This is a genomic window from Streptomyces spinosus (assembly GCF_020400655.1).
Lineage (GTDB): Bacteria > Actinomycetota > Actinomycetes > Streptomycetales > Streptomycetaceae > Streptomyces > Streptomyces argyrophylli.
In genome coordinates this window covers 1-24588 of record NZ_JAINRC010000040.1, presented here as the reverse complement: position 1 = coordinate 24588, position 24588 = coordinate 1, and the positions used below count along the sequence as shown (strand labels likewise).

At 73.4% G+C, this 24588-nt stretch carries 19 protein-coding genes; 18 read left to right on the top strand and 1 reads right to left on the bottom strand.

The window, feature by feature from the left end; genetic code table 11:
* The first annotated feature begins 484 nt into the window (after positions 1 to 484).
* Together LG395_RS40390 and LG395_RS40385 are read left to right on the top strand one after the other, a co-directional pair.
* Positions 485 to 1267, top strand: a complete 783-nt coding sequence (locus LG395_RS40390; RefSeq protein WP_225814497.1) for a restriction endonuclease — start codon at positions 485 to 487, stop codon at positions 1265 to 1267.
* A gap of 208 nt (positions 1268 to 1475) precedes the next feature.
* Positions 1476 to 2768: a phosphatase PAP2 family protein gene (locus LG395_RS40385; protein ID WP_225814495.1), complete on the top strand. Its 1293-nt coding sequence runs from the start codon at positions 1476 to 1478 to the stop codon at positions 2766 to 2768.
* A gap of 171 nt (positions 2769 to 2939) precedes the next feature.
* On the opposite strand, the gene LG395_RS40380 is transcribed toward LG395_RS40385, so the two are convergent.
* Positions 2940 to 4046, bottom strand: coding sequence for a serine hydrolase domain-containing protein (locus LG395_RS40380; RefSeq protein WP_225814493.1), 1107 nt, complete (start codon positions 4044 to 4046; stop codon positions 2940 to 2942).
* Between the two features lie 481 nt (positions 4047 to 4527).
* On the opposite strand from LG395_RS40380, the gene LG395_RS40375 reads away from it, so the two are divergent.
* The 16 genes from LG395_RS40375 (at position 4528) to LG395_RS40300 (ending at position 24525) form a co-directional block, all read left to right on the top strand.
* Complete coding sequence (locus tag LG395_RS40375; protein WP_225814491.1) at positions 4528 to 5709, top strand: ROK family transcriptional regulator; 1182 nt, start codon at positions 4528 to 4530, stop codon at positions 5707 to 5709.
* Positions 5710 to 5960: 251 nt separating this feature from the next.
* Positions 5961 to 7478 (top strand): sugar ABC transporter ATP-binding protein, encoded by a 1518-nt coding sequence (locus LG395_RS40370; RefSeq protein ID WP_225814488.1) that lies wholly within the window; start codon positions 5961 to 5963, stop codon positions 7476 to 7478.
* Positions 7475 to 8491, top strand: coding sequence for an ABC transporter permease (locus LG395_RS40365; protein ID WP_225814486.1), 1017 nt, complete (start codon positions 7475 to 7477; stop codon positions 8489 to 8491). The genes LG395_RS40370 and LG395_RS40365 overlap by 4 nt, the downstream gene beginning before the upstream one ends.
* 17 nt (positions 8492 to 8508) lie before the next feature.
* Positions 8509 to 9549, top strand: coding sequence for a substrate-binding domain-containing protein (locus LG395_RS40360; RefSeq protein ID WP_225814484.1), 1041 nt, complete (start codon positions 8509 to 8511; stop codon positions 9547 to 9549).
* 66 nt (positions 9550 to 9615) lie between these two features.
* Positions 9616 to 10899 (top strand): Gfo/Idh/MocA family protein, encoded by a 1284-nt coding sequence (locus LG395_RS40355; protein ID WP_225814482.1) that lies wholly within the window; start codon positions 9616 to 9618, stop codon positions 10897 to 10899.
* A gap of 14 nt (positions 10900 to 10913) precedes the next feature.
* Positions 10914 to 11912, top strand: coding sequence for a sugar phosphate isomerase/epimerase family protein (locus LG395_RS40350; RefSeq protein ID WP_225814479.1), 999 nt, complete (start codon positions 10914 to 10916; stop codon positions 11910 to 11912).
* Positions 11913 to 12006: 94 nt separating this feature from the next.
* Positions 12007 to 14493, top strand: a complete 2487-nt coding sequence (locus LG395_RS40345) for a PQQ-dependent sugar dehydrogenase (protein WP_225814476.1) — start codon at positions 12007 to 12009, stop codon at positions 14491 to 14493.
* 12 nt (positions 14494 to 14505) lie between these two features.
* Positions 14506 to 15834 carry a ThuA domain-containing protein gene (locus LG395_RS40340; RefSeq protein WP_225814474.1) on the top strand — a complete coding sequence of 443 codons (1329 nt, stop codon included), beginning with the start codon at positions 14506 to 14508 and terminating at the stop codon, positions 15832 to 15834.
* 124 nt (positions 15835 to 15958) lie between these two features.
* Positions 15959 to 17083 carry an inositol-3-phosphate synthase gene (locus LG395_RS40335; protein ID WP_225814472.1) on the top strand — a complete coding sequence of 375 codons (1125 nt, stop codon included), beginning with the start codon at positions 15959 to 15961 and terminating at the stop codon, positions 17081 to 17083.
* Positions 17084 to 17265: 182 nt separating this feature from the next.
* The gene (locus LG395_RS40330; protein ID WP_372463532.1) at positions 17266 to 18297 is read left to right on the top strand and encodes an SCO3242 family prenyltransferase; all 1032 of its coding nucleotides are present in this window, start codon (positions 17266 to 17268) and stop codon (positions 18295 to 18297) included.
* A 124-nt stretch (positions 18298 to 18421) separates the two neighbouring features.
* Positions 18422 to 19303: a sugar phosphate isomerase/epimerase family protein gene (locus tag LG395_RS40325; RefSeq protein WP_225814470.1), complete on the top strand. Its 882-nt coding sequence runs from the start codon at positions 18422 to 18424 to the stop codon at positions 19301 to 19303.
* Positions 19300 to 19944, top strand: coding sequence for an EboA domain-containing protein (locus tag LG395_RS40320; RefSeq protein WP_225814467.1), 645 nt, complete (start codon positions 19300 to 19302; stop codon positions 19942 to 19944). Before LG395_RS40325 ends, LG395_RS40320 begins: the two co-directional genes overlap by 4 nt.
* Positions 19944 to 20792 (top strand): TatD family hydrolase, encoded by an 849-nt coding sequence (locus LG395_RS40315; protein ID WP_225814465.1) that lies wholly within the window; start codon positions 19944 to 19946, stop codon positions 20790 to 20792. The genes LG395_RS40320 and LG395_RS40315 overlap by 1 nt, the downstream gene beginning before the upstream one ends.
* Positions 20793 to 20795: 3 nt before the next feature.
* A complete protein-coding gene (gene eboE / locus LG395_RS40310) occupies positions 20796 to 21965 on the top strand; it encodes a metabolite traffic protein EboE (protein ID WP_225814463.1) in 1170 nt (389 codons plus the stop codon).
* Positions 21962 to 23377, top strand: coding sequence for an alkaline phosphatase family protein (locus LG395_RS40305; RefSeq protein WP_225814462.1), 1416 nt, complete (start codon positions 21962 to 21964; stop codon positions 23375 to 23377). Before eboE ends, LG395_RS40305 begins: the two co-directional genes overlap by 4 nt.
* The gene (locus tag LG395_RS40300) at positions 23374 to 24525 is read left to right on the top strand and encodes a sugar phosphate isomerase/epimerase family protein (RefSeq protein WP_225814460.1); all 1152 of its coding nucleotides are present in this window, start codon (positions 23374 to 23376) and stop codon (positions 24523 to 24525) included. The genes LG395_RS40305 and LG395_RS40300 overlap by 4 nt, the downstream gene beginning before the upstream one ends.
* Positions 24526 to 24588 lie beyond the last annotated feature (63 nt).

Here is a 24588-nt window from a genome sequence, read left to right as displayed (position 1 = left end):
AGCCGAAGGACTCGCCGAACGCATCGACCGGGCCGCGGGAGAGCTGGCCGCGCTGATGACCGGACCGCCCGTCGTCGCGCGCCCCGCCCAGCCGGCCTTCGAGTTCCGCCCGCCCGCGCCCACCGTGCCGAGCACCAGGAGCCGGTGACCCGGCCCGGCAGCGCGGCCCCGCACCGGCCGGGGCCGACGCCTGGAGCAACGCGGCCTGACTCACCGTAAGGCGGCCTGGAGCTGTCCTGCACGCTGTCCGGGCAGCACGAGTACCTGCTCCGACGCGGACAGACACGGAGGGACACCGGGCCGGGGGCGGGTTCCACCGCTCCCGGCCCGAGGACAGCCCTGGTCGGCGACATCGCCGGCCAGGGCCGCGTCATGAGCGGTGTGCGATCTTTCGATGATCTTGGGCATCCGGAGAGGACCGGCCTTTGTCGTCGCCGTCCGGGAGGGAACCCGCGTGTCCGTACCTCTGCGCCCCGTTCGACGTGTGCGGAACGACCGACGTTTCGATCTGCGCACGACCGCCCTGTTCTTCCTGCTGCTCGCGGTCCTGCTGTGCCTCCTCTCGCTGGTGGTGCGAACCGCCGCGGGCATGGTGGAGCGGCGCCCGCTGTGGGCCGGGGTCCTGGTGGTGCTCGGCATCGCCGCCGCTGTGACGGGCCGGTCCAGGTGGCGCCGGTTCTCCGCCGCGAAGTACGCGCGCCGGACCGCCCGGGCACTGGAGGAAGCGGCCGCGGAGGCGGCCGTTCCGCTCCAGCCGGCCGCGGAGGCAGCGGTTCCGTCGCGGCCCGCCCCGGTGGCGGACGTTCCGCCGTGGCCGGTAGGCGAGGAGGCGGCCGGCGAGGCGACCGTCACGTTCCCCGGCGGTGTGGTGGACTGCGCCCAGCTCGAACCCGACGGTTTCGAGGAGGCCATAGCCGACCTGTGCACCCGTGACGGGTGCCGGGAGGTGGAAGTGGTGGGCGGCGCCGGCGACCTGGGGGCGGACGTCACCGCGCTCACCCCGGACGGACGGCGCGTGGTGATCCAGTGCAAGCAGTACGGCCCCGCCAACAAGGTCGGCTCGCAGGACCTCCAGCGGTTCGGTGGGACCTGTTTCACCATCCACGAGGCCGATGTCGCCGCGGTCGTGACGACGAGCGACTTCACCGCGCCCGCTGTCGAGTACGCGCGCCAGTGCGGCATCGTGTGCGTGGACGGCGACGCTCTGGACGCCTGGTGCCGCGGTACGGGGCCGAGTCCGTGGGACGGGGCGGGCATCGCGTGCTGACCGCGCGAGGGCACTTCCCCATCCACAATGCGCGGGCGCTCGGATAACATGATCGAACTCACGACAAGCACGCCCTCATTGCCCGACCTCGTCGGAAAACCACACAACACCCAACACATCGGCCGAACAATTGATACCTAGAGCATCGCGGGCCATTCCGCCACCAGACAGCAGAAGTTCGTTCGCCGCGTGGCGTCGACCCCGGACGGTGCTCTGGGCCGCGGCCGGTGTGGTGACCCTCGCATTCCTCGTCGTGCTGGAGATCGCCGCGCGTCACTACGGCCTGCCGGGGCCGGTCACCTATCAGGTGCGGGAACTGATATTTCCGCCCAAATCAGGGTTCCTGTTGTACGCCAGCATGGCGTTGACGATGGTGGTCCTCACCTGGCGGGAACGGTTCATCGCGATCGGCGTCGCGCTCGGCATCGACATCGTCTTCCTGCTGGCGCGGTGGGCGGCCGGCGCCGACCTGACCGACGGCCATCCCTTCGGCAACGGCGCGTTGTGGGTGATCGTGGGCTGTGCGGTCATCGCGGTCACGCGCCGCACCGGCCGGGAACGCCTGCTGCTGCTGAAGGGCGTCGGACTGGGCCTGCTGCTGGTGGCCGGCCGCAAGACGGGCGACACCTGGCTGCTCATCACGTCGAAGACCCGCCCGACGGTGCTCGACCCGTACGTGGCGACCGCCGACCACGCCCTGGGCGACCCGTCGTGGGTGGTCGGCCGGATCGTCCGGGCCACCGGCACGGTCGGCGCCCACGCCCTCGACTACGTCTACGCCCAGCTCGCGGTGGCCGCGGTCGTCGTCGCGATGTACCAGCTGCGCCACGTGGCGGCCGAGCGCCGCTTCCCGCGCCACCACCTGGTGCGCACGTTCCTGGTCATCGGCCTGGTCGGGCCGGCCGTCTACATGATCTTCCCGGTGGTCGGGCCGGTCTTCGCCTACGGCGCCGACGGCGGGCACTGGGCGGTCGCCGGCCTGTGGCCGGACACGCCGTTGCCTCCCGGCAGCCCGCACCCCATACCGTTCGACGGGATCACCCCGCGCAACTGCATGCCCAGCCTGCACACGGCGTGGGCCACCGCGATCTTCGTCCACTCCCGCAAGGGGCCGCGTCTCCTGCGCTACGCGGGCACGTTCTGGCTGATCGCCACGCTCACCGCCACCCTCGGCTTCGGTTACCACTACGGCGCCGACCTCGTCGCAGGCGCGGTGTTCACGCTCACCATCGAGGCGGCGCTGCGCGCGTACGACCGGGGCTGGGACCGGTCCGGGATCCAACTGGTCGCCCACGGCACGGCCGTGTTCGCCGCACTCCTGCTGGCGTACCGTTTCCTGCCGGTGCAGATGGCAGCGCACCCGTGGCTGTTCGGCCCGCTTGTCCTGCTGGCGCTGCTCTCGGTGGTCCACGGCTTCGTACGGACCACCGCGCTGTGGGAACCGAAGGCCGCTCCGACACCCCAACCGGAACCGCAACCGGAACTGGGCGTCGTCCCCTGAGGCGCCCCTGCTCGAGACGGTTGGAACACTGACGACCCGTGGGCGCAGGGGGTGACCCGACCCGGCTGTCGACCCCTGCTGCCCCCTGCTCCCGAGCGGCGCCGCGCCGGGTTGCCCGGCGCCCTCGACAGCGTCGCTCGTCATGGGCCGACCGGATGGACGGTCCGGCTGTCATTCGGTGAGCGCGGCGTTGATGAGGGCTTTGATGTACGGGAGGTCGTTGCCGGCCCCTGTCGGGTTCAGGGAGTACACCAGGCGGTGCCGGAGGTCGCGGGTGGCGAAGAAGCCGTTGTCCCAGCCGGGACGGGAACCTGTTTTGCCCCATACCTCCTCGCCGTCCGGAAGCTGGTAGCGCATGAGTCCCCCGACGCTGTAGCAGACCGCCGGGCCCGCGCAGTTGGTGTTGTCGGGGCCGTTCGCAGCTGTCGGCACCTCGAACACCAGTTTCTGCACGGCGGGTGGGAGCAGACGGCCCCGGAACAGAGCGGTCATGAAGCGGTCCAGGTCGGCGGCGGTGGAGATCATCCCTCCCTCGGCCCACGGGTACGGGCTCTGCTCGGTCACGTCCTGCCCGTCGACGTACACCTCCGCGTGGGGTGAGGGGATCGTCAGGTCGTCCGCGGCGGGCAGGCCGGTGTGGTGCAGGCGCAGCGGCCGGATGATCCTGCGCTCCAGCTCGGTGGCGAAGGAGTGGCCGGTGACCTTCTCCACGATCAGGCCGAGGACGAAGGAGTCGAGCCCGTTGTACTGCTGTTCGGAACCGGGGTCGGGCGGCGTGCCGGTGGCCGCGGCGAACGACTCGCGCAGGAGGTCTTCGGGCGTCACGGACACGAACTGCCATCCGGGCCCGTCGGCCGGACCGGGCGTCGGGGCGGGCTTGGGCAGGCCGCTGGTGTGGTCGAGGAGGTGGTGCACGGTGACGCCGTCGTACGCCTCGGACAGCACTTGGGGGACGTACCGCCGTGCCGGTGCGTCCAGGTTGATCCGATGCTCGGCGATGAGTTGGAGCACCACCGTGTTGGTGAAGGCTTTGGTGACGCTGCCGGCCCGGAGGTACGCGTCAGCGGTGACCGGGCCGGCAGTGGCGCCCACGCCGTCCTGCCTGGTCAACGCACCTGCGACGATGTCGTCGGGCAAGTGGTCGAGGATGTCCTGGACGGTGGGGTCCGAGGACGTCGCGGCACGGGAAGCGGCAGGTGCGGCAGCCGCGGGCAGAACCGCACCGGCCGTGAGAGCGGAGGCCAGGACGAGAGTGGTGACGGCACGGCGCATGTGCATCGAGGTACCTCCGCGGTGATTACGTGACTAGGGCGGCTGCATCAACTCTGCTGCGCGAGAGCGGCGTCGCCCATCAGTGATCGCCCTGACGACGACCCTGATCCGCCCCTGACCCACCGACATCACCACCGCGGCAGGCCTCCCCCGCGCTCGCCCCCACCGTGCCTGCGGCGGCTGGTGAAAGGCGCGATGTCCTTGCACCCCGGGCTGGTCGCCACGCGCGGTTCCGGTTCCGGGTCCGTCGAGGTGTACGGGAAGGCCTCTGATCACCGGCGTAACAGCCGGTCGGGCACCCCGCAGCCAGGCTCGCCCCGAGCGCACGTATGCCTCGGCCTGACCGGCCGCTCTTTGTCCTCTCAGTGGAAGAAGTTCCAGGGAATCCGTGCACAACTTCTTCCCAGGTTCGGCGACCACTGCTACGTTCCCTGTCGAAAGCCCGACACTGGTGGCCGCAAAGGGCGGGGAGGGGCACGTGAGACGCATGACGGCTCGACCGGCCAACGCGCACCAGGCCCGCCTGCTGAAGCTGCTGCGGGACGGCGGCCCCAACTCCCGGGCCCAGCTGGGCGACCAGGTCGACCTGTCCCGGTCCAAGCTGGCCGTGGAGGTGGACCGGCTGCTGGAGACGGGCCTGGTGGTGGCCGACGGACTCGCCGCCTCGCGCGGCGGCCGGCGCTCCCACAACGTCCGGCTCAACCCGGACCTCAGGTTCCTCGGTGTCGACATCGGCGCGACCTCGGTCGACGTCGCCGTCACCACCCCGGAACTGGAGATCCTCGGCCATCTCAACCAGCCCATGGACGTGCGCGAGGGACCGGTCGCGGTCTTCGAGCAGGTCCTGGACCTGGCGGGGAAGCTGAAGGCCGCGGGACTCGCCGAGGGCTTCGACGGCGCCGGCATCGGCGTCCCCGGACCGGTCCGCTTCCCCGAGGGCGTACCGGTCGCCCCGCCGATCATGCCCGGCTGGGACGGCTTCCCCGTCCGGGAGGCGCTCAGCCAGGAGCTCGGCTGCCCGGTCATGGTCGACAACGACGTGAACCTCATGGCGATGGGAGAACAGCACGCGGGAGTCGCCCGTACCACGGCCGACTTCCTCTGCGTCAAGATCGGCACCGGGATCGGCTGCGGCATCGTCGCGGGCGGCCGGGTGCACCGGGGCACCACCGGAAGCGCCGGCGACATCGGCCACATCCAGGCGGTGCCCGACGGCCGGCCCTGCGCCTGCGGCAACCGGGGCTGCCTGGAAGCACACTTCAGCGGCGCGGCACTGGCCCGGGACGCGGTGCAGGCGGCCGGGCAGGGCCTGTCCGCCGAACTCGCGGCCCGGCTGGAGGCGAACGGCACCCTCACCGCCGTGGACGTCGCCGCCGCCGCGGCCGCGGGGGACGCCACCGCCCTCGAACTGATCCGTGAGGGCGGCACCCGGGTCGGCCAGGTCATCGCCGGACTCGTGTCGTTCTTCAACCCTGGCCTGGTGGTGATCGGCGGCGGGGTGACCGGCCTCGGCCACACCCTGCTCGCCGCGATCCGCACCCAGGTCTACCGCCAGTCACTGCCGCTGGCCACCGGCAACCTGCCCATCGTGCTCGGAGAGCTGGGACCGAGCGCCGGTGTCATCGGTGCCGCCCGGCTGATCAGCGACCACCTCTTCTCACCTGCGTAGACGCACCACCCGCGCAAGCCGTCACCGCCCCGCCCGCGCAAGCCGTCAGCGTTCCGCCCGCGCGAACCGTCACCGTTCCGTTCGTGCGAGCGAACCCTCGTTCCGCCCGCCCACGCACCCCGCCCGCGTCAGCGACCCACCCCGCCCTCCCCGCGCCACCCCGCTTACTCGTGTAACACCGCTCCCTGGCCGCAGGGCGCTCGCCCCGCTACGCCCTGACACCGGTCCGCACGCCCGCCGAGGGGACTCACATGGCACCAGAAACAGCGCTGCTCAGCATGTCCGGAATCACCAAGTCCTTCCCCGGGGTCCGCGCTCTGGACGGCGTCGACCTCGACGTCCAGGCCGGGGAGGTGCACTGCCTGCTCGGCCAGAACGGCGCCGGGAAGTCCACGCTCATCAAGGTGCTGGCCGGTGCCCACCAGCCCGACGGCGGCGGCATCCACTGGCGCGGCGAGCCGGTCACCCTGCGCTCCCCGATCGCGGCCATGCGCCTCGGCATCGCCACCATCTACCAGGAACTCGACCTGGTGGAGCACCTGACGGTGGCCGAGAACGTCCACCTCGGCCACGAGCCGACGGCCGCCGGGTTCGTCGTCCGCGCCAAGGCCGCTCGCGCGGCGACTGCGGCGCTGCTGAAGCGGCTCGGGCATCCCGAGATCGATCCGGCCCGTCCGGTCGGGGAGTTGTCCGCGGCGCAGCAGCAGATCGTGTCCATGGCACGGGCCCTGTCCCACGACGTACGGCTCATCGTGATGGACGAGCCGTCCGCCGCGCTCGACCCCGACGAGGTCGACAACCTCTTCCGGATCGTCGGCGATCTCACCGCCGACGGGGTCGCCGTCGTCTACATCTCGCACCGCCTGGAGGAGATCCGGCGCATCGGCGACCGGGTGACCGTGCTCAAGGACGGCCGGGCCGTCGCCGGCGGGCTGCCCGCCAAGACCACGCCGACCCGGGACGTCGTCGCCCTGATGACGGGCCGCACCGTGGAGTACGTCTTCCCCGAGCGGCCCGCCCGGACGCCGGAGACCGAGCCCGTCCTCCAGGTGCGCGGCCTCGCCCGGGACGGCGAGTTCGCGCCGTTCGACCTCGATCTGCGCCCGGGTGAGATCGTCGGGCTCGCCGGGCTGGTCGGCTCGGGCCGCTCGGAGATCCTGGAGACCGTCTACGGGGCACGCCGGCCCACCGCCGGCGAAGTCGTCGTCGACGGCCGCCGGTTGCGCACGGGGAGCGTCCGTGCCGCCGTGCGCGCCGGGATAGGGCTCGCGCCCGAGGAGCGCAAGGCGCAGGCCCTGCTGATGCTGGAGTCCGTCACGCGGAACGTGTCGGTGTCGTCCCTGTCCCGCTTCTCAAGGGGCGGCTGGATCGACCGGCGCGGCGAGCGCGGCGCCGCGCGGGCGGCGACCCGGGAGCTGTCGCTGCGCCCCGACAACCCGGACGTGCCCGTGCGCACCCTGTCCGGCGGCAACCAGCAGAAGGCCGTGCTCGCCCGCTGGCTGCTGCGCGGCTGCCGGGTGCTGCTGCTGGACGAGCCCACCCGCGGCGTCGACGTCGGCGCCCGCGCCGAGCTGTACGCGGTGGTGCGCCGGCTGGCGGACGAGGGGCTCGCCGTCCTGCTGGTCTCCAGCGAGGTGCCCGAGGTGCTGGGCCTCGCCGACCGCGTACTGGTGCTCCGCGAGGGCCGTGTCGTGCACACGGCACCCGCCCAGGAGCTGGATGAACACCGAGTCCTCGACCTCGTCATGGAAGGAAGCCCGGCGTCATGACGCAGCACGTCTCCCCGCCCCGGGACACCGCCGGCCCGACACCGCCGGCCCGGCTCCCCGTCTGGCGCGGCCTGCCGGCCCGCGCCGACCTGCGCACCCTCTCCCTGCTCGGGGTGCTCGCCGCGCTGGTCGTCATCGGCGGCGTCACCAAGCCCGACGAGTTCCTCGACACCCGCAACCTCCAACTGGTGCTGACCCAGGCGTCGGTGATCGGCGTGGTCACCGTCGGCATGACCTTCGTCATCACCTCCGGCGGCATCGACCTGTCGGTGGGCGCGATCGTCGCCCTCGCCTCCGTGTGGGCGACCACCGTCGCCACGCAGGAGTTCGGCTTCGCCGGGATCCTCTTCACGGCGGTGGCCGTCGGCCTCGGCTGCGGGCTCGTCAACGGCCTGCTCGTCGCGTACGGCGGGATGGTCCCCTTCATCGCCACCCTCGCCATGCTGGCGTCGGCGCGCGGACTCGCCCTGCAGATCACCGACGGCAAGACGCAGATCGTGACCGTCGACGGCATCCTGAACCTCGGTGAGCGCGACTCCTACGTGCTCGGCGTCCCGCCCCTGGTCCTGGTGTTCGCGATCGTGACGATCCTCGGCTGGCTGCTGCTCAACCGCACCACGTTCGGCAGGCGCACGGTCGCCGTCGGCGGCAACGCCGAGGCGGCGCGCCTCGCCGGGATCGACGTCCGTCGCCAGCGGCTCTACCTGTACCTGCTGTCCGGGCTGTGCTGCGGCATCGCCGCGTTCCTGCTGATCGTGCTCTCCGGCTCCGGCCAGAACACCAACGGCAACCTGTACGAACTCGACGCCATCGCGGCCGCCATCATCGGCGGGACCCTGCTCAGCGGGGGCCGCGGCACCGTCACCGGCTCCGTGCTCGGCGTGCTGATCTTCACGACGATCACGAACATCTTCGCCCTGAACAACCTCCAGAGCGACGTCCAGCAGATCGCCAAGGGCGCGATCATCGTCGCCGCCGTCCTGGTCCAGCGCCGTACCGCGAGCACGACCTGAGGAAAGGGTTCACCACCATGTCACAGCTGACGAGCCGCAGAGGACTGCTCTTCGGGACCGCCGCCGTCTCCGCCGGTGCCTTCCTCGCAGGTTGCACGAGCAATGAGACGAAGGAGGAGAAGACGGCCGCGAACGAGCAGCCGGCCGCCGACGACAAGCCCGGCAAGCACGTCACCATCGGCTTCGCCGGACCGCAGGCCGACCACGGCTGGCTGAACGCCATCAACGACAACGCCGAGAACCGGGCGAAGAAGTACTCCGACGTCACCCTGGAGATCACCGAGGGCTCCAACGACACCGCCCAGCAGATCGGCCAGATCGAGACCCTGATCAACAAGAAGGTCGACGTCCTGGTCGTGCTGCCCGCCGACGGCAAGGCCCTCACCCAGGTCGGCCTCAAGGCGATGCGCGCCGGCATCCCGGTCGTCAACCTGGACCGCATCTTCGACTCGGCGCAGGCCTACCGCTGCTGGATCGGCGGCGACAACTACGGCATGGGCCTCAACGCCGGGCACTACATCGGCGAGAAGCTCAAGGACAAGCCGGACGCCCGGGTCGTCGAACTCGCCGGCCTGGACAACCTGGAGCTGACCAAGCAGCGCACCCAGGGCTTCGACGACGCCTTGAAGAACTACCCGAACATCAAGAAGGTGGCCCGGCAGGCGGCCGAGTTCACCGTCGAGTCCGGTCAGGCCAAGATGGCCCAACTGCTGCAGGCCCAGCGGAAGTTCGACGCCCTGTGGAACCACGACGACGACCAGGGCGTGGGCGCGCTGCGCGCCATCCAGCAGGCCGGGCGGGACGACTTCCTGATGGTCGGCGGCGCGGGCGCCCTCTCCGCCTTCCAGGCCATCAAGCAGGACGACGGCGTGCTCAAGGCGACCGTCCTGTACCCGCCGACCATGGCGGCCTCGGCGATCGACCTGGCCCGCGCCCTCGGGCAGGGCAAGGGCGTCGGCGGGCTCGCCGAGTTCGAGATCCCGGCGTCCATCACCCTCTACTCCGCCGTGGTCGACAAGACCAACGTCGACCGGTACATGCCGACCGGCTTCCGCTGAGCCGGCCCGCCCGCACCCCCCACCGCGCCACGACGAACGCGCCCCGACGACGAGGAGGACGAGCGCATGGAACAGCCGCAGCAGTCAGCCGGCCCCGAGGCCGCACCGGAGAGGGCCCGCGGGGCCGCACCGGGCGCGGCACCGGACGGGGCACCCGGTCCCGGGAGACCGCCGCTGCGCGTCGGCATGGTCGGCTACGCCTTCATGGGCGCGGCCCACTCCCAGGGCTGGCGTACGGTGGGCCACGTCTTCGACCTGCCCCGCCGGCCGGTGCTGGCCGTGCTCTGCGGACGGGACGGCGCCGCCGCCCGGGCGGCGGCCGAGCGGCACGGCTGGGCCGCCGTGGAGACCGACTGGCGCGCGCTGATCGCCCGGGACGACGTCGACCTCGTGGACATCTGCACCCCCGGCGACAGCCATGCCGAGATCGCGGTGGCCGCGCTCGCCGCCGGCAAGCACGTGCTGTGCGAGAAGCCCCTCGCGAACACCGTCGCCGAGGCCGAGGCCATGACGCGCGCCGCGGAAGAGGCGTACGGGCGGGGACGGGTGGCGATGGTCGGCTTCAACTACCGCCGGGTGCCCGCGACCGCGTTCGCCCGCCGGCTGGTCGCCGACGGCCGGCTCGGCACCCTGCGGCACGTCCGGGTGACGTACCTCCAGGACTGGCTGGCCGACCCCGCCTTCCCGCTGACCTGGCGGCTGCGCAGGGAGCACGCCGGTTCCGGCGCGCTCGGGGACCTGGGGGCGCACATCGTGGACCTCGCCCAGTACCTGGCGGGTGAGCCGCTGGCCGGGGTGTCGGCGCTGACGGAGACCTTCGTCCGGGAGCGCCCGCTGCCCGGCGGCCCGAGCCGCGGTCTGGTGGCCGGGTCCGCGACGGGCACCCCGAAGGTGAGCACCGGCACGGTCACCGTGGACGACGCGGCCCTGTTCACCGGCCGGTTCGCCTCCGGTGCGCTCGCCGCCTTCGAGGCCACCCGGTACGCCACCGGCCGCAAGAACGCCCTGCGCGTCGAACTCAACGGGGAGCGCGGCTCGCTCGCCTTCGACCTGGAGCGGCTGAACGAGCTGTGGTTCCACGACGCCACCGAACCCGGCACCGAGGCGGGCTTCCGCCGCATCCTCGTCACCGAGCCCGAGCACCCCTACCTGGACGCCTGGTGGCCGCCGGGCCACGGCCTCGGCTACGAGCACACCTTCGTCCACCAGGCCCGCGACCTGGTCCACGCCGTCGCCGCGGGCTCCCGCCCCGACCCCTCCTTCGCCGACGGGCTCCAGGTGCAGCGCGTCCTGGCCGCGGTGGAGGAGAGCGCCGAGAAGAACTCCGTCTACACGCCCGTCGCGGGCTGAAGGAGGCCGCCGCCATGCCGCGCCCGTTCACGCTGTTCACCGGCCAGTGGGCCGACCTGCCCCTGGCCGAGGTCTGCCGGCTCGCCCGCGACTTCGGCTACGACGGCCTCGAACTCGCCTGCTGGGGCGACCACTTCGAGGTCGACAAGGCCCTCGCCGACCCCGGCTACGTGAAGTCCCGGCACCAGCTCCTCGACTCCTACGGCCTGAAGTGCTGGGCGATCTCCAACCATCTCGTCGGCCAGGCGGTCTGCGACGCCATCATCGACGAGCGGCACCGGGCGATCCTGCCGGACGCGGTCTGGGCCGACGGCGACCCGGAGGGCGTACGACGGCGCGCGGCCGACCGGATGAAGGACACCGCCCGTGCCGCCGCGGCCTTCGGCGTCGACACCGTCATCGGCTTCACCGGGTCGGCGATCTGGCACCTGGTCGCCATGTTCCCGCCCGCGCCCGAGTCGATGATCGAGCGCGGCTACGAGGACTTCGCCGACCGCTGGAACCCGGTCCTCGACGTCTTCGACGCCGAGGGCGTACGGTTCGCGCACGAGGTCCACCCCAGCGAGATCGCCTACGACTACTGGACCACCCACCGCGCCCTGGAGGCGGTCGGCCACCGCCCCGCCTTCGGGCTGAACTTCGACCCCTCCCACTTCGTGTGGCAGGACCTCGACCCGGTCGGCTTCCTGTGGGACTTCCGCGACCGGATCTACCACGTGGACTGCAAGGAGGCCCGCAGGCGGCTCGACGGCCGCAACGGGCGCCTCGGCTCCCACCTGCCGTGGGGGGACCCGCGCCGCGGCTGGGACTTCGTCTCGGCCGGACACGGTGACGTGCCCTGGGAGGACGTCTTCCGGATGCTGCGGTCCATCGGCTACGGCGGTCCCGTCTCCGTGGAGTGGGAGGACGCCGGCATGGACCGGCTCCAGGGCGCTCCCGAGGCCCTGGCCCGCCTGAAGACCTACGACTTCGAGCCGCCGTCGGCCTCGTTCGACGCGGCGTTCTCGAACTGACCGTTCATCCCGGTCGGTTCCCGGCTCCGGGACGACGGCGCGTCCCGGCGTACTCACCCGCCCCGTACAACCAGCCCCACTCTGGAGGCCTCTCGTGCACGGGAACGATCGCACCACCCGCACCGGAACCCGCAGACCACGCCTGCGCAAGGCGCTCGCCCTGTTCGGCGGCGCGCTCCTCGCGGGCGCCACCCTGACCCTCACCTCGCCCCAGGCCGGCGCAGCCGTCGCCGACCAGGACCGGGCCGCGGCGGCCGAGGACTTCCAGCAGGTCACGCTCGCCAAGGGCGAGGCGGAGACCGGGGAGCCGATGTCGCTCGCCGTCCTCCCGGACCGCTCGGTCCTGCACACCTCGCGCGACGGCGAGCTGCGCCTGACGGACGCGGCCGGGAACACCAAGATCGCCGGCAAGCTCGCCGTGTACTCCCACGACGAGGAGGGCCTGCAGGGCGTCGGCGTCGACCCCGGCTTCACGACGAACCGTTTCATCTACCTCTACTACGCGCCCCCGCTGAACACCCCGGCGGGCGACGCGCCCGAGACCGGAACCGCCGCCGACTTCGCCCCCTTCGACGGCGTCAACCGCCTCTCCCGCTTCGTGCTCAACACCGACGGCACCCTGGACACGGCCAGCGAGAAGAAGATCCTCGACGTGCCCACCACGCGCGGCCTGTGCTGCCACGTCGGCGGTGACATCGACTTCGACGCGGCCGGCAACCTCTACCTGTCGACGGGCGACGACACCAACCCCTTCCAGTCGGACGGCTACACCCCGATCGACGAGCGCGCGGACCGCAACCCCGGCTTCGACGCCCAGCGCACCGCCGGCAACACCAACGACCTGCGCGGGAAGATCCTGCGCATCAAGGTCGACGCCGACGGCTCCTACTCGATCCCCGACGGCAACCTCTTCCCGCCCGGGACGGACAAGACCCGGCCCGAGATCTACGCGATGGGCTTCCGCAACCCGTTCCGGTTCAGCGTCGACAAGGCGACCGGCATCCTCTACGTCGGCGACTACGGTCCCGACGCCGGCGCCGCCGACCCCAAGCGCGGCCCGGCCGGCCAGGTCGAGTTCGCCCGGGTGACCAAGCCGGGCAACTTCGGCTGGCCGTACTGCACCGGCGCCAACGACGCCTACGTCGACTACGACTTCGCGACCAAGGCCTCCGGTGCCTCCTTCGACTGCTCCGCGCCGAAGAACACCTCCCCGCACAACACCGGCCTGACCGACCTGCCGCCGGCCCAGCCCGCCTGGATCCCCTACAACGGCCCGTCGGTGCCCGAGTTCGGCGACGGCTCCGAGTCCCCGATGGGCGGCCCGGTCTACCACTACGACCCCGCGCTCGACTCGCCGGTCAAGTTCCCCGAGGCCTACGACGGCGACTTCTTCGCCGGTGAGTTCGGCCGCCGCTGGATCAAGCGCATCAGCAGCGACGCGGACGGCACCGTGCGCTCCATCGACGACGTGCCGTGGACCGGCACCCAGGTGATGGACATGGCGTTCGGGCCCGACGGCGCGCTGTACGTCCTCGACTACGGCGTCTCCTGGTTCGGCGGGGACGAGAACTCGGCGCTGTACCGCATCGAGAACGCCACCGACGGCCACTCGCCCGTCGCCCAGGCCGCGGCGAGCCGCACCTCCGGCCAGGCGCCGCTGAAGGTCCGGTTCTCCTCACAGGGCACGAGCGACCAGGACGGCGACGCGCTCACCTACAGCTGGGACTTCGGCGACGGCACGCGGTCGACCGACGCCAACCCCGCGCACACCTACCGCAAGAACGGCACCTACACCGCGACCGTGACCGCGAAGGACCCCTCGGGCCGCACCGGCGGCGCCAGCGTGCAGATCGTCGTCGGCAACACCGCGCCCACGGTGGTGCTCCAGACCCCGAAGGACGGGCAGCTGTTCAGCTTCGGTGACGCCGTCCCCTTCACCGTGAAGGTGACCGACCCCGAGGACGGCCGCCGGATCGACTGCGCCAAGGTCAAGGTCACCTTCGTCCTCGGCCACGACACCCACGGCCACCCGCTCACCTCGGCCACCGGCTGCACCGGCACCATCCAGACCAGCGCCGACGGCGGCCACGACGAGGACGCCAACATCTTCGGCGTGCTGAACGCCGAGTACACCGACAACGGAGGCGGCGGCCAGGCCGCGCTCACCTCGCACGACCAGAGCGTCCTGCAGCCCCGCCACCGCCAGGCCGAGCACTTCGGCGACAGCTCCGGCGTCTCGGTGATCGCCAAGGAGACGGCGCACGGCGGCAAGACCGTCGGTGACATCGACAACGGCGACTGGATCTCCTTCACGCCGTACGTCCTGGACAACGCCAAGAAGATCACCGCGCGCGTCTCCTCCGGCGGCGCGGGCGGCACCCTGGAGGTCCGGGCCGGCTCGGCGGGCGGCACCCTGCTCGGCAAGGCGACGGTGCCGGTGACCGGCGGCTGGGAGACGTTCCAGGACGTCCAGGCCGACCTGTCCCGCGCCCCGCGCGGCACCACCACCCTCTACCTGGTGTTCAAGGGCGGCAACGGGGCCCTGTTCGACGTCGACGACTTCACCTTCACCACCGGCTGAGAGGAGCGGCACATGCGTACAGTGACCGCCGTCGCGACGGCCGCGCTGCTCCTCGGCTGCGCCGCGGCACCGGCCGCGTCACACGGCCCGGACGGCACGGACGGCACCAAGCGGGTGCTGGTCTTCTCCAAGACGGCCGGCTTCCGGCACGACTCGATCCCCGAGGGCGTCGCCGCGGTGCGGCAGCTCGGCGCGAGCGGCGGCTTCACGGTCGACGCCACCGAGGACGCGGGCGCGTTCACCCGGTCCACCCTGCGGCGCTACGACGCCGTGGTGTTCCTGTCGACCACGGGGGACGTCCTCGACAGCGCCCAGCAGGCGGCGTTCGAGGACTACGTCCACCACGGCGGCGGCTACGTCGGCGTCCACGCGGCGGCCGACACCGAGTACGACTGGGCGTTCTACGGCGGCCTCGCCGGCGCGTACTTCCAGTCGCACCCGGCGATCCAGCCGGCCACCGTGCGGGTCGAGGACCGCGCCCACCCGGCGACCTCGGGACTGGCACGGACCTGGAACCGGACCGACGAGTGGTACAACTACCGCTCCAACCCCCGGGACCGGGCCCACGTCCTCGCCTCGCTCGACGAGTCGTCGTACACCGGCGGCACCATGAACGGCGACCATCCGATCGCCTGGTGCCAGGAGTACCAGGGCGGCCGGGCCTTCTACACCGGCGGCGGCCACACCAAGGAGTCGTACGCGGACCCGGAGTTCCGCCGGCACCTGCTGGGCGGCATCCGGTACGCGATCGGCGCCGCCCAGGCGGACTGCCGGCCGGAGAACGGATACACCAGCCTGTTCGACGGTGACTCCCTCGACGGCTGGCGGCAGGCGGGCCCCGGCTCCTTCACCCTGTCCGACGACGGCACGCTCACCTCGTCCGGCGGGATGGGCCTGCTCTGGTACGCCGGCCGGAGCTTCGGGTCGTACTCCCTGAAGCTCGACTGGAAGGCGGCCGGCGACGACAACTCGGGCGTGTTCGTGGGCTTCCCGCCCTCGGACGACCCGTGGTCGGCCGTGGACAACGGCTACGAGATCCAGATCGACGCCACCGACGTCCCGGAGAAGACCACCGGGTCCGTCTACGGCTTCCGCTCCGCCGACCTGAAGAAGCGCGACCGTGCGCTGAACCCGCCGGGTGAGTGGAACACGTACGAGATCCGGGTCGAGGGCGAACGCCTGCGGATCTGGCTCAACGGCGTGAAGATCAACGATTTCACCAACACCGATCCGGCCCGGAGCCTCACCGACGGGCACATCGGCATCCAGAACCACGGAGCCGGTGACGAGGTGTCCTTCCGCTCCATCCGGATCAGGGAACTGCCCGGCAAGGGCCACTGAACGGCGGCGGGCGGGAGACGCCGGACTCCCGCCCGCCGTCACCACCTGCGCGCCACCCCAACCCCCCACGCACGGCGTCATCCCCCACCGCTTGCGGTGTCCGCGCTCGACAAGGAGGCTGCCCATGTCCGCGCCCCCCGCCCGTTCCCCGCGTACCGGCGTCTGGCTGATCGGCGCCCGCGGCTCCGTCGCCACCAGCGTCGTCGCGGGCTGCGCCGCGCTGACGGCGGGCCTGCACCCGCCGACGGGCCTGGTCACCGAGGGCCCGGCGTTCGCGGGCAGCGGCCTGCCCGCGCTGTCGTCCCTGGTCTTCGGCGGCCACGACACCACGGACTGCCCCCTGCCCAAGCGGGCCGAACAGCTCGCCGCCGGCGGGGTCCTCCCGCCCGGCCTCCCCACGGCCGTCGCCGCCGAACTCGCCGCCGCGGACCGGGAGATCAAGGCCGGCGGCCCCCTTCCCGGCGACACGCGCACCGCGGAGGAACTGATCGCCGCCTTCACCGACGACCTGCGCGCCTTCGTACGACGGCACGGCCTGACCCGTGCGGTGGTGGTGAACGTCGCCTCCACGGAGCCGGCCGCGACCGGGACCGGCCTGCCGCCCAGCTCCCTCTACGCGGCGGCCGCCCTGCGCGCCGGCTGCCCGTACGTCAACTTCACCCCCTCGACCGGGCTGCACCACCCCGCGCTCGCCGGCCTCGCGGCCTCCAGCGGGCTGCCGTACGCCGGCCGGGACGGCAAGACCGGGCAGACGCTGCTGCGCAGCGCGCTCGGCCCGATGTTCGCCCAGCGGGCGCTCGCCGTGCGGGCCTGGTCCGGGACCAACCTCCTCGGGGGCGGGGACGGCGCCGCGCTCGCCGACCCGGCCGCCGCCGCGGCGAAGAACGCCGGCAAGGAGCGCGTCCTCGCCGACACCCTCGGCACGGTCCCCGAGGGCGAGGTCCACATCGACGACGTACCGGCGCTCGGCGACTGGAAGACCGCGTGGGACCACATCGCCTTCGACGGCTTCCTCGGCACCCGCATGGTCCTGCAGACCATCTGGCAGGGCTGCGACTCGGCCCTGGCGGCGCCCCTCGTCCTGGACCTGGCCCGCCTGACGGCCCGCGCCCACGAGACCGGCCGCGCCGGCCCGCTCACCGCCCTGTCCTTCTACTTCAAGGACCCGGTGGGCAGCGCCCCGGCCGCCCTGGCCGACCAGTACACCGCGCTCCTGCGCTTCGCCCGCGAACTGGGAGACATCGCGTGAGCCGCCGCCCCACCCCCGGCCGGGACACCCGGGACGGCACCCCCGCCCCGGGCGGGCCGCACGACCGGTGTCCCCGCGAACCGGGCGCGGGGACACCGAGCACGCCACGCGCACCGGGCGGAGCACCGGAGAGAGATCCGCACGACCGCGCCCCGCACGAGACCGGCGGGCCGCCGCGGGGCATGCCCCGCGGCCGGGTGCGCCCGGACGCGGTGGAGCCCACGCCGAGCGCGCCCCGCGGCCACACGCCCCAGGACTCCGGCGCCCCCGCGCCGAGCGGGCCGGACGGCCGCGTCGCGTACCGGCCCGGCGGGCCGGTGACACGGCGGGCGCGCGGCCGGGTCCCGTACTCCCCCGGTCGGCCGCGGCCCGGTGGCCGGCTGCGGGCGTGGGCCGAACTGCTGCGGCTGCCCGCCCTGTTCACCGTTCCCGGGGACGCGCTCGCCGGAGCGGCGGCCGTCGGCGCCCGGCCGGGGCGCGCGAGCCTGCTCGCCATCGGTTCGTCGGTGTGCCTGTACGAGGCCGGGATGGCGCTGAACGACTGGGCCGACCGCGCCGAGGACGCCGTGGAGCGCCCGCACCGGCCCCTGCCCTCCGGCAGGGTGCGCCCCGCCGCCGCCCTCACCGCGGCCTGTGCCCTCACGGCCGCCGGGCTCGCCCTTGCCGCCCGCGCGGGGCGCCCGGCGCTGGCGGTCGCCACCCCGCTCGCGGCCACCGTGTGGTCGTACGACCTCCTGCTCAAGCGGACCCCGGCGGGCCCTGCCGCGATGGCCGCCGCCCGCGCCCTGGACCTGCTGCTCGGCGCCGCCGCCGGTGCCGGACGCGTCCGGCCGGCCCTGCCGTCGGCGGCCCTGCTCGGCACCCACACGCTCGCGGTCACGGCCGTCTCGCGCCAGGAGACCCGCGACGGCTCCCCGCTCGCCCCGCTCGCCGCGCTCGCCGCGTCCGCCGCCGTGACCCGGCTGCTCCCCGGCCGCGCGCTCACCACCGCGCTCGCCCTCGGCTACGCCAGGACCACGGCCCGCCCCTACTTCCACGCCTCGCTCAACCCGTCACCGCCGCTCACCCAGCGCGCGGTCGGCGCCGGCATCCGCGCCACGATCCCCCTCCAGGCCGCCCTCGCCGCCCGCGCCGGAGCGGGTGCGACCGCCCTCTTCACGGCGGCCCTCGGCCCACTGGCCGCCCGCGCGGCGAGAAGGGTGAGCGTCACATGAACCCGGCCCGCACCCCCCGGGACGCCAACGCCGCCACCGCCCGCGCCCGCACCGGCACCCCGGTCACAGCGCCCCCCAGCCCCGCGTGTCCCCTGAGTCCGCCTGTCAAGGAAGGGAGCCCCGCGTGAGATCCCCGCGCTTCGGCTACGGCACCAACGGTCTCGCCGATCTCCGGCTGGACGACGCCCTCGCCCTGCTGGCCGACCTCGGGTACGATGGTGTCGGGCTGACCCTGGACCACATGCACCTCGACCCGCTCGCCCCCGGCCTCGCCGGCCGTACCCGGCGGGTGGCCCGGCGCCTGGCCGGGCTGGGGCTCGACGTGGCCGTAGAGACCGGCGCCCGGTACGTCCTCGACCCGCGCCGCAAACACGGCCCCTCGCTGCTGGACCCGGACCCCGGGGCCCGCGCCCGGCGCGTGGACCTGCTGCTGCGGGCGGTGCGGGTGGCCGCCGACCTCGGTGCCACGGCCGTGCACTGCTTCAGCGGAATCGTTCCGCCGGCCGATCCGGGCCCGGCCCCCGCGTGGGAGCGCCTCGCCGTCTCCCTCTCCCCCGTCCTCGACGCCGCCGAGTCCGCCGGCGTCCCCCTGGCCGTCGAGCCCGAACCCGGCCACCTCCTCGCGACCCTCGCCGACTTCCACCACCTGCGCCGGCTCCTCGGCGACCCGCCCGCGCTCGGCCTCACCCTCGACATCGGCCACTGCCAGTGCCTGGAGCCGCTGCCGCCCGCCGACTGCGTACGCGCCGCCGCGCCCTGGCTGCGGCACGTGCAGATCGAGGACATGCGACGGGGCGTGCACGACCACCTCCCGTTCGGCGAGGGCGAGATCGACTTCCCGCCCGTCCTCGCGGCGCTCGCGGCCACCGGTTACCGGGGCCTGACGGTCGTGGAGCTGCCCCGCCACTCCCACGCCGGCCCGCACCACGCCGCCGCCTCCCTGCCGTTCCTGCGCCGCGCGACCGCCCGTACCCCGGCCACCGTGCACGAAGGGAGCACCCCGTGACCCGTTCGACCGCCGCCGCGGCGCCCTCGCCCGACGCGCTGCGCGACCACCTCGAAGCCCACCTGGAACCGACCGCGCGCGCCTGGCTGCGCGCAGCACTGGCCGAGGCCGCCGACCACCCCGGCGGACACGGCCCGATCTCCGCCTGGGAGCTGCGGCTGGCCGAGGCCGGCCGGCGCTGCGGCAGCCGGCACGCCGACGCCGCCCGTGTCCTGATCCTGTACACGGCCCGCGCCGACCTCGCCGCCGTCACTCGCGTCTACCGGCAGGGCACCGCCGCCGAACGCCGGGCCGTACTGCTCGCCCTGCCCCACCTCGTCCCCGGCCCCGACGCGCTGCCCCTCGTCGAGGACGCCCTGCGCACGAACGACACCCGGCTGCTCGCCGTCGCCGTGGGCCCCTACGCGGCCCGCCATCTCGACGCCCACGGCTGGCGGCAGGCCGTACTGAAGTGCCTGTTCACCGGCGTCCCCGTCGAGACGGTGGCCGGGCTCGCCGAGCGGGCCCGCGGCGACGCCGAACTCGCCCGGATGCTCACCGACTTCGCGGCCGAGCGCACCGCGGCCGGCCGCCCCGTCCCCGACGGCCTGTACCGCGTGCTCGCCCACGCCACCGCGGAGTCCGGCAAGGAGGTCTCCTGATGCGCCTGTTCGACCCGCACATCCACATGACGTCCCGGACCACGGACGACTACGAGGCCATGCGCGACGCGGGTGTCCGCGCGGTGGTCGAGCCGTCGTTCTGGCTGGGCCAGCCCCGCACCTCCCCCGCCTCCTTCCTCGACTACTTCGACTCGCTGCTGGGCTGGGAGCCGTTCCGCGCGGCCCAGTACGGCATCGCCCACCACTGCACGCTCGCCCTGAACCCGAAGGAGGCCAACGACCCGCGCTGCGCCCCCGTCCTGGACGAGCTGCCGCGCTACCTCGTCAAGGACCAGGTCGTCGCGGTGGGCGAGATCGGGTACGACGCGATGACCCCGGCCGAGGACAAGGCCCTCGCCGCCCAGCTCCAGCTCGCCGCGGACCACGGCCTGCCCGCGCTGGTGCACACCCCGCACCGCGACAAGCTCGCCGGTCTGCGCCGCACGCTCGACGTCGTCCGCGAGTCCGCCCTGCCCGTCGACCGGGTCCTGGTCGACCACCTCAACGAGACGACCGTGCGGGAGGCGAAGGACAGCGGCTGCTGGCTCGGCTTCTCCGTCTACCCCGACACCAAGATGGACGAGCGGCGGATGGTGGCGATCCTGCGGGCGTACGGCCCGGACAAGGTGCTGGTGAACTCGGCCGCCGACTGGGGCCGCAGCGACCCGCTGAAGACCCGCCGGGTGGCCGACCTGATGCTGGCCGAGGGCTTCTCCGAGGACGACGTCGACCGGGTGCTGTGGCAAAACCCGGTCGCGTTCTACGGCATGAGCGGCCGGCTGGAGCTGGAGGTCGCCCCGTCCGGGGCCACCCACGAGGGCAACTCCCTGCTGCGCGGCGGGGAGTGAGCGATGCGCTTTCGCCACCCGGACGGTACGACCGTCCACCTCGCCTACTGCACCAACGTCCACCCCGCCGAGACCCTCGACGGCGTCCTCGCCCAGCTGCGCGACCACTGTGAGCCCGTCCGGCGCCGGCTCGGCCGCGACCGGCTCGGCATCGGCCTGTGGCTCGCCCACGACGCGGCCCGCGCGGTGGACACCGACCCGGCCGCGCTGCGCGCCCTGCGGCGGGAACTCGACCGGCGCGGTCTGGAGGTCGTCACCCTCAACGGCTTCCCGTACGAGGGCTTCGGCGCCGACGAGGTCAAGTACCGTGTGTACCAACCGGATTGGGCGGACCGTGCGCGTCTGGAGTACACCACCGCGCTCGCCCGTGTCCTCGCCGCGCTGCTGCCCGACGACGTCACCGAGGGCAGCGTCTCCACCCTGCCGCTCGGCTGGCGCACCACCTGGACCGCGGAGCGCGCCGCAGCGGGCCGGACGGCGCTGCGCACCCTCGGGCGGCGCCTGGACTCGCTGGCGGAGCTGACCGGCCGCTCGGTCCGCGTCGGCCTGGAACCGGAGCCGGGCTGCGTCGTCGAGACCACGGCGGACGCCCTGGCACCGCTCGGCTCCGTCGGCCATCCCCGCGTCGGCGTCTGCGTCGACACCTGCCACCTGGCCACCTCGTTCGAGGACCCCGGGGCCGCGCTGGACGCCCTCGCCGCGTCCCCGGTGCCGGTGGTGAAGGCGCAGCTGTCGGCCGCGCTGCACGCCGAGCACCCCGGCCGGCCCGAGGTGCGTGCCGCCCTCGCCGGCTTCGCGGAGCCGCGCTTCCTGCACCAGACCCGCGCGCTCACCGACGCCGGGCTGCGCGGCACCGACGACCTGCCCGAGGCCCTGGCGGGCGGCCACCTGCCGGCGGACGCGCCCTGGCGCGCCCACTTCCACGTCCCGCTGCACGCCTCCCCCACCGCGCCGCTGACCAGCACCCTGCCGGTGCTCCGTACGGCCCTCGCCCGGCTCGTCGGCGGGCCGCGCCCGCTCACCCGGCACCTGGAGGTCGAGACGTACACCTGGCAGGCGCTCCCGCCCGGCCTGCGCCCGCGCGGCCGGGACCGGCTCGCCGACGGCATCGCCGCCGAACTCGCCCTCGCCCGCGACCTGTTGACCGACCTGGGCCTGAAGGAGCTGCCATGACCGAGCGGACCGTCACCCCGCTCCTCGTCCTCGACGTGGTCGGCCTCACCCCCCGCCTCCTCACGCGCATGCCCCGCCTGAAGGCCCTCGCCGACGCGGGTTCCCAGGCGCACCTCGGTACCGTGCTGCCGGCGGTCACCTGTGCCGCCCAGTCCACCTTCCTCACCGGCACGCTCCCCGCCGAGCACGGCATCGTCGGCAACGGCTGGTACTTCCGGGAGCTCGGCGAGGTCCTGCTGTGGCGCCAGCACAACGGCCTGGTCGCCGGGGACAAGCTGTGGGACGCCGCCCGCCGCGTCCACCCCGGCTACACGGTCGCCAACATCTGCTGGTGGTACGCGATGGGCGCCGACACCGACATCACCGTCACCCCGCGACCCGTCTACTACGCCGACGGCCGCAAGGAACCCGACTGCTACACCCGGCCGGCGGCCCTGCACGACGAACTCACCGACAGGTTCGGCACGTTCCCGCTGTTCCGCTTCTGGGGCCCGGGCGCCGGCCTGGTCTCCAGCCAGTGGATCATCGACGCCACCCGGCACGTCCTGCGCACCCGGCAGCCCGACCTGACGCTGTGTTACCTCCCGCACCTCGACTACGACCTCCAGCGCCACGGCCCCGACGACCCGCGCTCCCTGAAGGCCGCCGCCGACCTCGACGCGGCCCTGGCCCCGCTGCTGGACGACGCGCGCGCGGAGGGCCGTACCGTCGTGGTGCTGTCCGAGTACGGCATCACCCCGGTGAGCCGGCCCGTCGACATCAACCGCGCCCTGCGCCGCGCCGGCCTGCTGGAGGTCCACACCCAGGACGGCATGGAGTACCTGGACCCGACGGCGTCCCGCGCCTTCGCGGTGGCCGACCACCAGATCGCCCATGTGTACGTACGCCGTCCCGAGGACCTGGCGGCCACCCGCGCCGCCCTCGACGGCCTGCCCGGCATCGAACGGCTCCTGGACGACGAGGGAAAGAAGGCCCACCACCTCGACCATCCGCGCTCCGGCGAGCTCGTCGCCGTCGCGGAACCGGACGCCTGGTTCACGTACTACTACTGGCTGGACGACGCCCGCGCCCCCGACTTCGCGGCCCTCGTGGAGATCCACCGCAAGCCCGGCTACGACCCGGTCGAGCTGTTCATGGACCCCGAGGACCCCTATGTGAAGGTCAGGGCGGCGACGGCGCTGGCCCGCAAGAAGCTCGGCCTGCGCTACCGCATGGCGGTCGTCCCCCTCGACCCCTCACCGATCCGGGGCAGCCACGGCCGCCTCCCCGCGAGCGACGACGACGGTCCGCTCCTGTTGTGCTCCACCCCCCGCGCCGTCGGCGACCGCATCGCGGCCACCGACGTCAAACCGCTCCTGCTGCACCTCGCCGGTCTCACCGCCGACGACCCGTCCAGAGAGAGGCACCCGTGAACACCAGCCAGCACACCGACGAAGACCTGCGCCGCAGCCTCGGCATCGGCCGCCGCCGCTTCCTGAGCACCTGCACCGCCGTCGCGGCCGGCGCCGTCGCCGCCCCCGTCCTCGGCGCCGCACCCGTCCAGGCGGCGCCCCAGGCCGCTCCCCGGGCCGCGGCCGGCGGCGGGGGCCAGGCCCTGGTGCCCGCGGACAAGCGCGGCATCATCCTCTACACCGTCCGCGACGCCGTCGGCCGGGACCCGCTGTCCACCTCGCTGCCCTCGGGCTTCCGCGCCGTGTTCGAGCGGCTGGCCCGGTTCGGCTACCGCCAGGTGGAGTTCGCCGGTTACGGCCAGCACGCGAACGCTCCCGGCGGGGCGAACCTGGAGTCCGCCCAGGGCGCGAAACTGCTGCGCCGCTGGCTCGACGACGCCGGCCTGCGCGCCCAGGGCAACCACGGCTTCATCCCCGGTTCCTGGCCGTTGACCAGCGGCGATCTGGACACCTTCAAGAAGCACCTGGAGATCGCGAACATCCTCGGCATGGCGCACGTGGGCACCGGCGCCGACCCCACCAGCAGCCGCTACAAGGCGGACTGGGACGTGGCCGCCGACAAGTGGAACGCCCTCGGGGAGACCGCCCGCCGCGCGGGCCTGAAGCTGTACACCCACAACCACGACGCCGCCTACGACTTCCTGCTGGACGGCGGCCCGCTGGACGCCCAGGGCAGGCCGACCCGCAGCTCCGGCGTCCGCAAGCTGGAGTACTTCCTGTCCGTCACCGACCCGAAGCTGGTGTGGCTGGAGATGGACGTGTTCTGGGCGCACGTGGCCCAGTACAAGTTCCGCACCTACACCGCCCACGACGGCTCCACGCGCACGGACGTCTTCGACCCGGCGGGCCTGGTCACCTGCCACGACAAGCGGTACCCGCTCTTCCACGCCAAGGACGGCGTCGTGAACACGACGAACGGGATGGGGTACGACATGGTTCCGTTCGGCACCGGGGTCATCGACTACACGGCGTTCTTCTCCCGCGTGGGCCACCGCAATTACCACAACCCGATGGTCGAGCAGGACAACGCCCCGAGCACGGCCGACCCGGCCCAGTCCCTGGAGCACGCGGCCATCGGCTACCGCAACCTGGCGGCACTGCGCCGCTGACACCCGTCCCCCAGCGGCCGGGGCCCCGCGCGAGGGGTCCCGGCCGTTGCCGTCGCCAGCCGG